Origin of the sequence: Streptomyces sp. NBC_01477 (genome assembly GCF_036227245.1) — a bacterium.
Lineage (GTDB): Bacteria > Actinomycetota > Actinomycetes > Streptomycetales > Streptomycetaceae > Actinacidiphila.
Genome location: NZ_CP109445.1, coordinates 6,710,655 through 6,723,362 on the forward strand (window position 1 = coordinate 6,710,655; position 12,708 = coordinate 6,723,362).

The window sequence follows — 12,708 nt, forward strand, 5'->3', positions numbered from 1 at the left end:
CAGGGGGCAGTGGGAAGCCCGACCCGGAAAGCGGCGTCTGCGGGAGGTGCGGTGTTCCTCGGGACGTACACCCCGCGCCTTGACGACAAGCACCGCCTGGTGCTGCCGGCCCGCTTCCGCGAGCCGCTGGCCGACGGACTGGTGATCACCCGCGGGCAGGAGCGCTGCCTGTGCGTATGGCCCGTGGACGGCTTCAGGGCGGCCACCGAACAGCTGTCGGCGGCCCCGCTGACGTCGAAGTCCGCCCGGGACTATCTGCGGGTGCTGTTCGCCGGGGCGCACGACGAGATCCCCGACAAGCAGGGCCGCGTCACCGTCCCGCAGCCGCTGCGGGAGTACGCGGGACTGGCCCGCGACTGCGCCGTGATCGGTGCCAACACCCGGGTGGAGATCTGGTCGGCGACCGCCTGGGCCGCCTATCTGACGGCCCAGGAGGACACGTTTTCCGCCCTGTCCCAGGAGGTTCCGCCCGGATTACTGTGAGCGGCCCCGCCCCCGCGCACCCACCGCGAACCACCCGCGCGGACGTACGGCCCGGCCTCCTCCCGCTCCACCGTTGCGCTGGCACCACTTCCCCGGTGCCAGGGGAACGGTTCCGCCGAGCGGGCGGGGACCAGGTTCTACGTCCAACCGCCGGCCGTCGCCCTCGAACAGGGGCCGGCCGTGCCAGCACCGTCCGAGAAGGGCCGGCCCCATGAGCGACACCCCTGCGCAGCCGCCGGAGCCCCGGCACGTCCCGGTGATGCTGCGGCGCTGCCTCGACCTGCTGGCGCCCGCGCTGGCGGAACCCGGCGCGGTCGTCGTGGACGCCACGCTCGGCCTCGGCGGACACAGCGAGGCGCTGCTGAGCACCTTCCCCGCCGCCCGGCTGATCGCGCTCGACCGCGACCCGGAGGCCCTCAAGCTCTCCGGCAAGCGGCTGGCCCGCTTCGGCGACCGGGCCACCCTGGTCCACGCGGTCTACGACGACCTGCCCGACGTCCTCGCCGGGCTGTCCGTGCCGCGTGTGCAGGGCGTGCTCTTCGACCTCGGCGTGTCGTCCATGCAGCTCGACGAGGCCGACCGCGGTTTCGCGTACGCGCAGGACGCCCCGCTGGACATGCGGATGGACCAGACCACCGGGATCAGCGCGGCCGAGGTGCTGAACACCTACCCGCCGGGCGACCTGGTCCGCATCCTGCGCGCCTACGGCGAGGAGAAGTTCGCCCGCAAGATCGTGGACGCGGTGGTGCGCCAACGCGACGCGGAGCCCTTCCGCAACAGCGCCAGGCTGGTCGAGCTGATCAGGGACGCGCTGCCGCAGGCCGCCAAGCGCACCGGCGGCAACCCGGCCAAGCGCACCTTCCAGGCGCTGCGGATCGAGGTCAACGGGGAGCTGGCGGTGCTGGAGCGGGCGATCCCCGCCGCGGTCGCCTCCCTCGCGGTGGGCGGCCGGATCGCGGTGCTCGCCTACCACTCCCTCGAGGACCGGCTGGTCAAGCAGGTCTTCGCGGCCGGCGCCGCGAACACCGCCCCGCCGGGGCTGCCGGTGGTGCCCGAGCAGTACCAGCCGCGGCTGCGGCTGCTCACCCGCGGCGCCGAGCTGCCCACCGAGGACGAGATCGCCGAGAACCGGCGGGCCGCGCCCGCCCGGCTGCGCGGCGCCGAGCGGATCCGCGAGGCGACCAGGTGAGCCCGCTGCGCGGGCGGGGCGCAACCGCGGCGCGTACGCCCTTCGTCATCCTTGTCGTGACACTGCTCGCCGGTGGCCTGATCTCGCTGCTGCTGCTCAATGCCGCGGTCAATCAGGACTCCTTCCAGCTGAACAAGCTGGAGAAGGAGACCACCGGGTACACGGACGAGCAGCAGCAACTGCAGCAGGAGGTCGATCAGTACGGCGCTCCGGGGACGCTGGAGCGCAAGGCCCGCGAGCTGGGCATGGTCCCGGGCGGCAACCCGGCCTTCCTCGACCCGGGCGGGTCGGTGCGCGGCACCCCCGAGCGGGCGACGGCGCCGCCCGCGCCGAAGCCCTCGGCGACGCTCACCCCGCCTCCGACCCCGACCACGTCCCCGGGCACACCCCCGGCCGCCCCGATGACCCCTGGCAGGTGACCCGCGATGACCCACCCCCCGCGGCTGCGGCTGGCGCCGCCGCCCACGCCTGAGCACGCCTCCGGCTGCGCCGTCGCGGCCCGTCGCGCCCTCCGTGAAGGAGGGCACGTGCCGGGGGCGCGGGGAACGGCGCGGCCGGCAAGCGCGTACCGCACGTGGCCCTCACCCGGTGTCGCGGGGAACGGCGCGACCGGCCACGGCGGTGGCGAGGGCGAGACGCCACCGCAAGGGGCTCCCACCCGGGGGCGCGGGGAACTGCGCGACCGGCCGGGACGCCGCCGCGGGCAAGCACGTACCGCGAGCGCCACCCGCCCACCCGCGCGGGCAGCCGCGACGCCGCCCCGCACGAGCACCAGCCCGGGCGCAGCCCGATGAACGGCCCCCGCCCGCCGCGCGGCGACGGCGCCCCCGCAGGCCGCCCGCGCCGGGACCATGGGCCGCGCCCGGTTCAGGGACCGCGTCCCGGCCAGGGACCGCGCCCGGCTCAGGGACCGCGCCCGCCCCAGAGCGCGCAACCGCGCCCGCGGCGCCCCGCGGAGGCCAGACCGCGCCCCTTCCCGCCGCCCCGCGGCGCCGGCGGCGGACGCGGACCGCACACCCCCCGCGGCCCGCGGCTCGTTCGGCTGGGCCGCCCCCGCCCGCGGCTGCGCCTCGTGGCGGTCGCGCTCACGCTCGTGATGGGCGTGTTCGTCGTACGCCTGCTCCAGGTGCAGGCGGTGGACGCCTCCGCGTACGCGTCCAAGGCGGCGGTGAACCGCTGGGTCACCCACGACGTCACCGCCGACCGCGGCACGATCACCGACCGCTCGGGTGTGGCCCTGGCCACCACCGTGGACGCGTACGACATCACCGCCGACCCGTATCTGTTCACGCCCGCGCAGGCCAAGACCAAGGACGCCCCCGCCCAGGCGGCCGAGCTGCTCGCGCCGATCGTCGGCGGCGACGCGACGACCATCGCCCGGCAGCTGTCCACGCCGGGCTCGCGCTACCAGCTGCTGGCCCGCCAGCAGTCCCCGCAGGCGTGGAGCCAGATCTCCGACCTGAAGAAGGCGCTCGCCGCCAAGGCGGTCAAGCAGCCCGGCGCCAATGTGCTGGCCGGGGTGTTCAGCGAGTCGCACACCAAGCGGGTCTACCCCGGCGGCGACCTCGCCGCCGGGGTGCTCGGCTTCGTCAACAGCAAGGGCACCGGCGGCGGCGGCCTGGAGACGATGCTCGACAAGCAGCTCGCCGGCAAGAACGGCAAGATCCGCTACGCCCAGTCCAACGGCCGCCAGGTGCCCACCGCCGGCGTCCAGGAGCACCCTGCTGTGCCCGGCTCCGACGTGGAGCTGACGCTGGACCGGGACATCCAGTGGGCCGCGCAGAGCGCGATCACCGCCCAGGTGAGCAAGTCGAAGGCCGACCGCGGCTATGTCACCGTGATGGACAACAGGACCGGCGAGGTGCTGGCGATGGCCGACGCCCCCGGCTTCGACCCGGCCGACCTCGCCCACGCCGACCCCGAAGCACTCGGCAATGCCGCGATGCAGGACGCGTACGAGCCGGGCAGCGTCAGCAAGCTGATGTCGATGGCCGCGATCCTCGACACCGGCACCGCGACGCCCACCACCCACGTCATCGTCCCCGGCACCCTGCCGCGCGCCGACCGGGTCTTCCACGACGACGTCGACCACGGCACCTGGTACCTGACGCTGAACGGCGTGCTGGCCAAGTCGAGCAACATCGGCACCATCGAGGCCTCGGGGCTGCTCGGCAAGACCCAGCCGCAGGCCAATCAGGTGCTCTACTCGTACCTGAAGAAGTTCGGCATCGGCGAGCCCAGCGGTATCGGCTTCCCCGGCGAGACCTCCGGCATCCTGGCGAAGCCGCAGGACTGGAACGCCTCGCAGCAGTACACGATCCCGTTCGGCCAGGGCCTGTCGCTGAACGCGCTGCAGGCCACCTCGGTCTACGCGACCATCGCCAACGGCGGCGTCAGGATCGAGCCCAGCCTCATCCGCGGCACCACAGGACCCGACGGGCGCTTCGTGCCCGCCGCGCCGCCGAAGAAGACCCGGGTGGTCAGCGCCCGGACCGCGAAGACGCTGTCGACCATGCTGGAGTCGGTGGTCGGCAGCGAGCAGGGCACCGGCATCAACGCCCGGATCGACGGCTACCGGGTGGCGGGCAAGACCGGTACGGCCAACCGGGTGGACCCGAAGAGCGGCACGTACAAGGGCTACACGGCGTCCTTCATGGGCTTCGCCCCGGCCGACAACCCGCGCGTCACGGTCTCCTGCGTCATCCAGAACCCGACGAAGGGCAGCTACTTCGGCGGCTCGATCTGCGGCCCGGTCTTCAAACAGGTGATGGAATTCGCCCTCAAGACACTCCAGGTGCCGCCGTCCGGCTCGCCGACGCCCGAGCTGCCGATCACCTTCGACCCGGCGGAACCGGTCGCCCCCGCGGCTCCGGCGACCGGCGCCCGGGCGCGGTGATCATGGCAGGCACCGACCGTGACCAGCACGCCGCCGCCGGCGGTACGCGGCGCGACCCGCGACGGCCGCCCCCGGCCTGTTTTGGCCCGGAGCCCGGCCAGCCCGGTAACCTCACCGCCGTGTCCAACCCTGATCAAGCCACCCTCACCCAGCCGGGCGCGCCGCGCCCGACGCGGGTGCGTCCCAAGCCGCTGGCGGACCTCGCCCGGCGGCTCGGCGCCCCGGACCCCGGCGGTGACAGCACTGTCACCGGCATCACCCACGACTCGCGCGCGGTCCGCCCGGGCGACCTCTACGCCGCCCTGCCCGGCGCCCGCTTCCACGGCGCCGACTTCGCCGCCCAGGCCGCCGCCGCGGGAGCGGCGGCCGTGCTCACCGACCCGGCGGGCGCCGAGCGCGCCGCCGCCACCGGCCTGCCGGTGCTGACCGTCGCCGACCCCAGGTCGGTGATGGGCGGGCTGGCCGCGGCCGTCTACGACGAGCCCGGCGAGGCGCTGCTGCGGATCGGCATCACCGGCACCTCGGGCAAGACCACCACCGCCTACCTGGTCGAGGGCGGCCTGCGGGCCGCCACCGGCGGAGGCACGGGCCTGATCGGCACCGTCGAGACCCGGATCGGGGACGAGCGCCTCAAGAGCGAGCGCACCACCCCCGAGGCCACCGACCTCCAGGCGCTGTTCGCGGTGATGCGCGAACGCGGTGTCGGCTCGGTCGTCATGGAGGTCTCCAGCCACGCCCTGGTGCTCGGCCGGGTGGACGGCGCCGTCTTCGACGTGGCCGTCTTCACCAACCTCAGCCCGGAGCACATGGAATTCCACACCGGCATGGAGGACTACTTCCAGGCCAAGGCGCAGCTGTTCACCCCGCGGCGCAGCCGGCTCGGCGTGGTCAACCTCGACGACGAGTACGGCCGCCGGCTGGTCGCCGAGGCCACCGTGCCGCTGGTGACGTATTCGGCGCAGGGCCGCCTCGACGCCGACTGGCGGGCCGAGGATGTGGAAGCGGACCTGATGAGCAGCGCCTTCACCGTGACCGGCCCCAAGGGCGAGCGGCTGCGGGCCACCGCCCCGCTGCCCGGCCCCTTCAACATCGCCAACACCCTGGCCGCGATCACCGCGCTGGCCGCCGCGGGCCTGGACCCGCAGGCCGCCGCCGAGGGCGTCGCGGCCGTCCCCGGGGTGCCGGGCAGGCTGGAGCGGGTGGACGCGGGGCAGCCGTATCTCGCGGTGGTGGACTACGCGCACAAGACCGACGCCGTGGAGTCCGTCCTGCGGGCACTGCGCTCGACCACCCGCGGCCGTATCCACGCCGTCCTGGGCTGTGGCGGCGACCGCGACAGCACCAAGCGCGGCCCGATGGGCGCGGCGCTCGCCCGGCTCGCCGACACCGCCGTCCTCACCTCGGACAACCCGCGCTCGGAGGACCCGCTGGCGATCCTGGCGGCGATGCTGGCCGGCGCCGCCGAGGTCCCGGCGGACCGGCGCGCGCATGTCGTCGTGGAGCCCGACAGGGCCGCGGCGGTGGCCGCGGCCGTCGCGGCGGCCGAGCCGGGCGACATCGTGCTGGTGGCCGGCAAGGGCCACGAGCAGGGCCAGGACATCGACGGAGAGGTGCGCCCCTTCGACGACCGAGAGGTGCTGCGCGCCGCGATCGAGAAGGACCGGAAAGCAACGTGATCCCCCTTTCCCTCGCCGAGGTCGCACGTGCGGTCGGCGGGAGCACGCACGACATACCGGACGACAGCCTGCTGGTCACGGGTCCCGTGGTCAGGGACTCCCGCGAGGTGGTGCCCGGCGCGCTGTTCGTCGCCTTCGCCGGTGAGCGGGCCGACGGCCACGACTTCGCCGCCGCGACGGTCGCGGCCGGCGCGGTCGCGGTGCTCGCCGCCCGCCCGGTCGGTGTGCCCGCGATCGTGGTCGAGGACGTGCAGGCCGCGCTCGGCGCGCTGGCCCGGCACGTCATCGAGCGGCTGGGCGCCACCGTGGTGGCCCTCACCGGCTCCGCGGGCAAGACCAGCACCAAGGACCTGCTCGCGCAGCTGCTGGAGCGCCTCGCGCCGACCGTCTACACCCCCGGGTCGCTCAACAACGAGATCGGCCTGCCGCTGACCGCCCTCCAGGCCGACGCGAAGACCCGCCACCTGGTGCTGGAGATGGGCGCCCGCGGTATCGGCCACATCGCGTACCTGGCCGGCCTGACGCCGCCGCGGATCGGCCTGGTCCTCAACGTCGGGACCGCGCACATCGGCGAGTTCGGCGGCCGTGAGCAGATCGCCCAGGCCAAGGGGGAGTTGGTCGAGGCGCTGCCGGACGGGGCCGCGGGCGGCATCGCCGTACTGAACGCCGACGACCCGCTGGTCCTGGCCATGGCGGACCGCACCAAGGCCCGGGTGGTGCTCTTCGGGGAGAGCGAACAGGCCGCGGTGCGGGCCACCGACGTCCGGCTCAACGACCGGGGGCAGGCGGTGTTCTCCCTGCGGACACCCACCGGGTGCGCCGAGGTGACCTTGCGCCTGTACGGTGAGCACCACGTGTCGAACGCGCTCGCCGCAGCCGCCGTCGCCAGTGAACTCGGCATGCCCGCCGGGGAGATCGCCATCGCGCTCTCCGCGGCAGGACCGCTGTCGCACTGGCGGATGGAGGTCACCGAGCGCCCCGACGGCGTGACGGTCGTCAACGACGCCTACAACGCGAACCCCGAATCCATGAGGGCAGCCCTGCGCGCACTCGCCGCGATGGGCAGGTCCGCACAGGCCGCGGGGGGACGGACGTGGGCGGTACTGGGAAAGATGGCCGAACTGGGCGGGGAAGCACTCGCCGAGCACGACGCGGTGGGGCGGCTGGCCGTCCGGCTCAACGTCAGCAAGCTCGTTGCGGTCGGCGGTACGGAAGCCGCGTGGCTGCAAATGGGCGCCTATAACGAGGGTTCGTGGGGTGAGGAGTCGGTGCACGTGTCCGACGTGGAGGCGGCGATCGACCTGTTGCGCGCAGAAGTGCGCCCGGGTGATGTCGTGCTGGTGAAGGCATCACGGTCGGTCGGTCTTGAGGCTGTCGCCCAGGCGCTGACCGAGAGCGGTCCCGGCGGTACGGCGGCCCGTGAGGGTGCCGCGCGATGAAGCAGATCCTCGTCTCCGGGGTGATCGGGCTGTTCCTGTCGCTGATCGGCACCCCGCTGCTGATCCGGCTGCTGGCCCGCAAGGGCTACGGCCAGATGATCCGCGACGACGGCCCGCAGGCCCACCACAGCAAGCGCGGCACGCCCACGATGGGCGGTATCGCCTTCATCCTGGCCACCCTGATCGCCTACGCCTCGACCAAGCTGATCACCGGCGACAAGCCGAGCATGTCGGGCGTCCTGGTGCTGTTCCTGACCACCGGGCTCGGCGTCGTCGGCTTCCTCGACGACTACATCAAGATCGTCAAGCAGCGCAGCCTGGGCCTGCGGGCCAAGGCGAAGATGGCGGGCCAGCTCATCGTCGGCATCACCTTCGCGGTGCTCGCGCTGAACTTCTCCGACTCGCGCGGCGACACCCCGGCCTCCACCAAGCTGTCCTTCACCTCGGACTTCGGCTGGTCGATCGGCCCGGTGATCTTCGTGATCTGGGCGCTGTTCATGATCCTGGCGATGTCCAACGGCGTGAACCTCACCGACGGCCTCGACGGCCTGGCCACCGGCGCCTCGGTGATGGTCTTCGCCGCCTACACCGTCATCGGCGTGTGGCAGTACGGCCAGTGGTGCGGCGCCCCGGTCAGCGCCAACGGCGCCTGCTACGAGGTCCGCGACCCGCTGGACCTCGCGGTGGTCGCGGCGGCCCTGATGGGCGCCTGCTTCGGCTTCCTGTGGTGGAACACCTCGCCGGCCAAGATCTTCATGGGCGACACCGGCTCGCTCGCGCTGGGAGGCGCGCTCGCGGGCCTGGCGATCTGCTCGCGCACCGAGATGCTGCTCGCCATCCTCGGCGGCCTGTTCGTGCTCATCACCATGTCGGTGGTCATCCAGGTCGGCTCCTTCCGGCTGACCGGCAAGCGGGTCTTCCGGATGGCACCGCTCCAGCACCACTTCGAACTCAAGGGCTGGAGTGAAGTCCTGGTGGTGGTCAGATTCTGGATCATCCAGGGCATGTGCATGGCGGTCGGCCTCGGCATCTTCTACGCGGGCTGGGTGGCCGCCTCGTGACACCGGGCACCCCGGCCTGCGCCGCCGACTTCAAGGACCTGCGGGTCACCGTCGCCGGGCTCGGCGTGTCCGGGGTGCCCGCCGCCAAGGCGCTGCACTCGCTCGGCGCCCGCGTCACCGTGGTCAACGGTGTCGCGGGGGAGCGCCAGCAGGCGGAGGCCGCGGAACTGGAGGCGCTGGGCGTCACCGTGCGCCTCGGCGACGGCGAGACCCTGCCCGAGGGCACGGAACTGGTCGTCACCGCGCCCGGCTGGAAGCCGTCGAGCCCGCTGTTCGCCGCCGCCGCGCGGGCGGGCGCCGAGGTCATCGGCGACGTCGAACTCGCCTGGCGGCTGCGCGGCCCGGACGCGGCGCCCTGGCTGGCCGTCACCGGCACCAACGGCAAGACCACCACGACCCGGATGCTCGCCGCCATCCTCACCGCGGCGGGCCTGCGTACCGCCGCGGTCGGCAACATCGGCGTCTCGCTCCTGGACGTGGTCCTCGGCGAGGAGCGGTACGACGTCCTCGCCGTCGAGCTGTCCAGCTACCAGCTGCACTGGGCGCCCGGCATCCGGCCGCACTCGGCCGCGGTGCTCAACCTGGCGCCCGACCACCTGGACTGGCACGGCTCGATGGCCGCCTACGCCGACGACAAGGGCCGCATCTACCAGGGCAACAAGGTCGCCTGCGTCTACAATGCCGCCGACCCCGAGACCGAACGCCTGGTCGCGGAGGCCGACGTCGAGGAGGGCTGCCGGGCCATCGGCTTCACCCTGGACACCCCGCGCATGTCGGAGTTCGGGGTGGTCGACGGGCTGCTGGTGGACCGGGCCTTCGTCGAGGACCGCCGCAACAGCGCCCAGGAGCTGGCCGAGACCAGCGACGTCCAGCCGCTCGCCCCGCACAACGTCGCCAACGCGCTGGCCGCCGCCGCCCTGGCCCGCGCCTACGGGGTGCCGGCCGGCGCGGTCCGCGAGGGCCTGCGGGCCTTCCGCCCGGACGCCCACCGCATCGCCGAGGTCGCCGTGCTGGACGGGGTCACCTACGTCGACGACTCCAAGGCCACCAACCCCCACGCCGCACAGGCCTCGCTCACCTCGTACGAGCGGGTGGTGTGGATCGCCGGGGGACTCGCCAAGGGCGCCGACTTCGACGCACTGGTGGCAGCCGCCGCCGGGCGGCTGCGCGGGGCGGTGCTGCTCGGCGCCGACCGCGCCCTGATCCGTGAAGCCCTGGCGCGACACGCCCCCCAGGTGCCGGTGGTGGACCTGCAACGGACCGACACTGGGGCGATGTCCGCGGCGGTGGCCGCGGCACGGCAGCTGGCCACGGCGGGCGACACGGTCCTGCTGGCACCCGCCTGCGCGTCGATGGACATGTTCAGCAACTACAACCAGCGCGGCGACCTGTTCGCGGACGCCGTGCGCGCCGCACTGCCGGACACCGCGGCCTAGCCGCCGCGGCCCCGCCCCGGCAGGCCGCGGCGCACCGCACCGACGGAGGGGACGCATGACGGCACACGGCTCCACCCCCCGCGGCGCCGCGCGTCCCGCGCGGGCGCCCAGCGCCCTGCGCGGGGCCGCCAGGCTGCCCGGCCGGCTGCGGGCCGCCTGGGACCGGCCGCTGACCGCCTACTACGTGATCCTCGGCGGCAGCCTGCTGATCACCGTGCTGGGCCTGGTGATGGTCTACTCGGCGTCGATGATCCAGGCGCTGCGCTACGGGCTGCCGTCCACGTACTACTTCCGCAAGCAGCTGCTCGCGGTCGCGATCGGCTCGGTGCTGCTCTATGCCGCGGCCCGGATGCCGGTCAGGGCGCACCGGGCACTGGCGTATCCGCTGCTGCTGGGCTCGGTGTTCCTGATGTGCCTGGTGCAGGTGCCGGGTATAGGGGAGTCGGTCGGCGGCAACACCAACTGGATCTCCATCGGCGGCCCCTTCCAGTTGCAGCCCAGCGAGTTCGGCAAGCTCGCGCTGGTGCTGTGGGGCGCCGACCTGCTGGCCCGCAAGGGCGACAAGGGCCTGCTGGTGCAGTGGAAGCACCTGCTGGTGCCGCTCATCCCGGTCACCGTGCTGCTGCTCGGACTCATCATGCTCGGCGGTGACATGGGCACCACCATGATCCTGACCGCGATCCTCTTCGGCATGCTGTGGCTGGCCGGCGCCCCGACCCGGCTGTTCGCCGGCGTGCTGGGCGGCGCCGGCGCGCTGGCCGGCCTCGCCATCGTCACCAGCCCCAACCGGATGGACCGGCTGCACTGCATCGCCGCCTCCGACCCCGGCAACGGCTGCTGGCAGGCGGTGCACGGGATCTACGCCCTCGCCTCCGGCGGCTGGTTCGGCTCGGGACTCGGGGCGAGCGTGGAGAAATGGGGCGAACTCCCCGAGCCGCACACCGACTTCATCTTCGCCGTGACCGGGGAGGAACTGGGTCTGGCGGGCACACTGTCGGTACTCGCCCTCTTCGCGGCACTAGGCTACGCGGGTATCCGCGTGGCCGGTCGTACGGAAGACCCCTTCGTCAGGTTCGCAGCGGGTGGCGTGACCACCTGGATCACGGCCCAGGCCGTGATCAACATCGGTGCGGTGCTCGGCCTGCTGCCGATCGCCGGAGTCCCGCTCCCGCTGTTCTCCTACGGAGGGTCGGCCCTCCTGCCGACGATGTTCGCGATCGGGCTGCTGATCTCCTTCGCCAGGAGCGAGCCGGCGGCGCGAGCCGCGCTGGCCGTGCGGGGGCGGAACGGGCGTAATTCCCCGAGCCGGGCAATGACACGGACGATGCGACGGTACGTCTCCCGACGGCCGTCCGGAGAGCGGTGAATTTCGGTGCATGTCGTACTCGCCGGCGGGGGGACCGCCGGCCACATCGAGCCTGCGCTCGCGCTCGCCGATGCCCTGCGCAGGCAGGACCCGACCGTGGGCATCACCGCTCTGGGCACCGAGAAGGGCCTGGAGACCAGGCTGGTGCCGGAACGCGGCTACGAGCTGGCGCTGATCCCCGCCGTTCCGCTGCCGCGCAGGCCCACCCCTGAACTCATCACCGTCCCGGGGCGGCTGCGCGGCACCATCAAGGCCGCCGAGCAGATCCTGGAGCGCACCAAGGCCGACTGCGTGGTCGGCTTCGGCGGCTACGTGGCGCTGCCCGGCTACCTGGCCGCGAAGCGGCTCGGGGTGCCGATCGTGGTGCACGAGGCGAACGCCCGCCCGGGCCTGGCCAACAAGATCGGCTCGCGGTACGCCCACGCGGTCGCGGTCTCCACCCCGGACAGCAAGCTGCGCGACGCCCGCTACATCGGTATCCCGCTGCGCCGCTCCATCGCCACCCTGGACCGCGCCGCGGCCCGCCCCGAGGCCAGGCACGCCTTCGGCCTCGATCAGAACCTGCCCACCCTGCTGGTCTCCGGCGGTTCGCAGGGCGCCCGCCGGCTCAACGAGGTGATCGCCGCGGTCGCCCCCAGGCTCCAGCAGTCCGGGGTGCAGATCCTGCACGCGGTGGGCCCGAAGAACGAGGTGCCCAGGGCCGACAACATGCCCGGCATGCCGCCGTACCGCCCGGTGCCCTACGTCGACCGGATGGATCTCGCCTACGCCGCCGCCGACATGATGCTCTGCCGGGCCGGCGCCATGACGGTGGCCGAGCTGTCCGCGGTCGGCCTGCCCGCCGCCTACGTCCCGCTGCCGATCGGCAACGGCGAACAGCGGCTCAACGCGCAGCCGCTGGTCAAGGCCGGCGGCGGCCTGCTGGTGGACGACGCGGAGCTGACCTCGGACTGGGTGCTCGGCAATGTGCTGCCGGTGCTCACCGACCCGCACCGCCTCTACGACATGTCCCGCGCCGCCGCCGAGTTCGGCCGCCGCGACGCGGACGACCTGCTCGTCGGCATGGTGTACGAGGCGGTGGCCGCCCGGCGGGCACGATAGACACCCGCCGGGGCGTCAACACACGGGAGGCCGACGTGACAGGACCGGGAGCCGGTACCGG

At 73.5% G+C, this 12,708-nt stretch carries 10 protein-coding genes; all 10 read left to right on the plus strand.

Annotated elements, in window-relative coordinates; genetic code table 11:
* Nucleotides 1-51: 51 nt before the first annotated feature.
* The 10 genes from mraZ (at nt 52) to murG (ending at nt 12,647) form a co-directional block, all read left to right on the plus strand.
* Nucleotides 52-483 carry a division/cell wall cluster transcriptional repressor MraZ gene (gene mraZ, locus OHA86_RS28520; protein ID WP_329179763.1) on the plus strand — a complete coding sequence of 144 codons (432 nt, stop codon included), beginning with the start codon at nt 52-54 and terminating at the stop codon, nt 481-483.
* A gap of 211 nt (nt 484-694) precedes the next feature.
* Nucleotides 695-1,672 carry a 16S rRNA (cytosine(1402)-N(4))-methyltransferase RsmH gene (gene rsmH / locus OHA86_RS28525; RefSeq protein ID WP_329179765.1) on the plus strand — a complete coding sequence of 326 codons (978 nt, stop codon included), beginning with the start codon at nt 695-697 and terminating at the stop codon, nt 1,670-1,672.
* A complete protein-coding gene (locus tag OHA86_RS28530; RefSeq protein WP_329179767.1) occupies nt 1,669-2,091 on the plus strand; it encodes a cell division protein FtsL in 423 nt (140 codons plus the stop codon). Before rsmH ends, OHA86_RS28530 begins: the two co-directional genes overlap by 4 nt.
* A gap of 371 nt (nt 2,092-2,462) precedes the next feature.
* Nucleotides 2,463-4,568 carry a peptidoglycan D,D-transpeptidase FtsI family protein gene (locus OHA86_RS28535; protein WP_329179769.1) on the plus strand — a complete coding sequence of 702 codons (2,106 nt, stop codon included), beginning with the start codon at nt 2,463-2,465 and terminating at the stop codon, nt 4,566-4,568.
* 2 nt (nt 4,569-4,570) lie between these two features.
* The gene (locus tag OHA86_RS28540) at nt 4,571-6,244 is read left to right on the plus strand and encodes a UDP-N-acetylmuramoyl-L-alanyl-D-glutamate--2,6-diaminopimelate ligase (protein WP_443071908.1); all 1,674 of its coding nucleotides are present in this window, start codon (nt 4,571-4,573) and stop codon (nt 6,242-6,244) included.
* Nucleotides 6,241-7,683, plus strand: coding sequence for a UDP-N-acetylmuramoyl-tripeptide--D-alanyl-D-alanine ligase (locus OHA86_RS28545; protein ID WP_329179773.1), 1,443 nt, complete (start codon nt 6,241-6,243; stop codon nt 7,681-7,683). Before OHA86_RS28540 ends, OHA86_RS28545 begins: the two co-directional genes overlap by 4 nt.
* On the plus strand, nt 7,680-8,744 hold the full coding sequence (gene mraY / locus OHA86_RS28550; RefSeq protein WP_329179775.1) for a phospho-N-acetylmuramoyl-pentapeptide-transferase: 1,065 nt from the start codon (nt 7,680-7,682) through the stop codon (nt 8,742-8,744). Before OHA86_RS28545 ends, mraY begins: the two co-directional genes overlap by 4 nt.
* Entirely contained in the window at nt 8,741-10,180 is a 1,440-nt protein-coding gene (gene murD / locus OHA86_RS28555) for a UDP-N-acetylmuramoyl-L-alanine--D-glutamate ligase (RefSeq protein ID WP_329179777.1), read from the plus strand. Before mraY ends, murD begins: the two co-directional genes overlap by 4 nt.
* Before the next feature lie 55 nt (nt 10,181-10,235).
* Entirely contained in the window at nt 10,236-11,546 is a 1,311-nt protein-coding gene (ftsW, locus tag OHA86_RS28560) for a putative lipid II flippase FtsW (RefSeq protein ID WP_329179779.1), read from the plus strand.
* 6 nt (nt 11,547-11,552) lie between these two features.
* Nucleotides 11,553-12,647 (plus strand): undecaprenyldiphospho-muramoylpentapeptide beta-N-acetylglucosaminyltransferase, encoded by a 1,095-nt coding sequence (gene murG, locus OHA86_RS28565; protein WP_329179781.1) that lies wholly within the window; start codon nt 11,553-11,555, stop codon nt 12,645-12,647.
* The last annotated feature ends 61 nt before the right edge of the window (nt 12,648-12,708 follow it).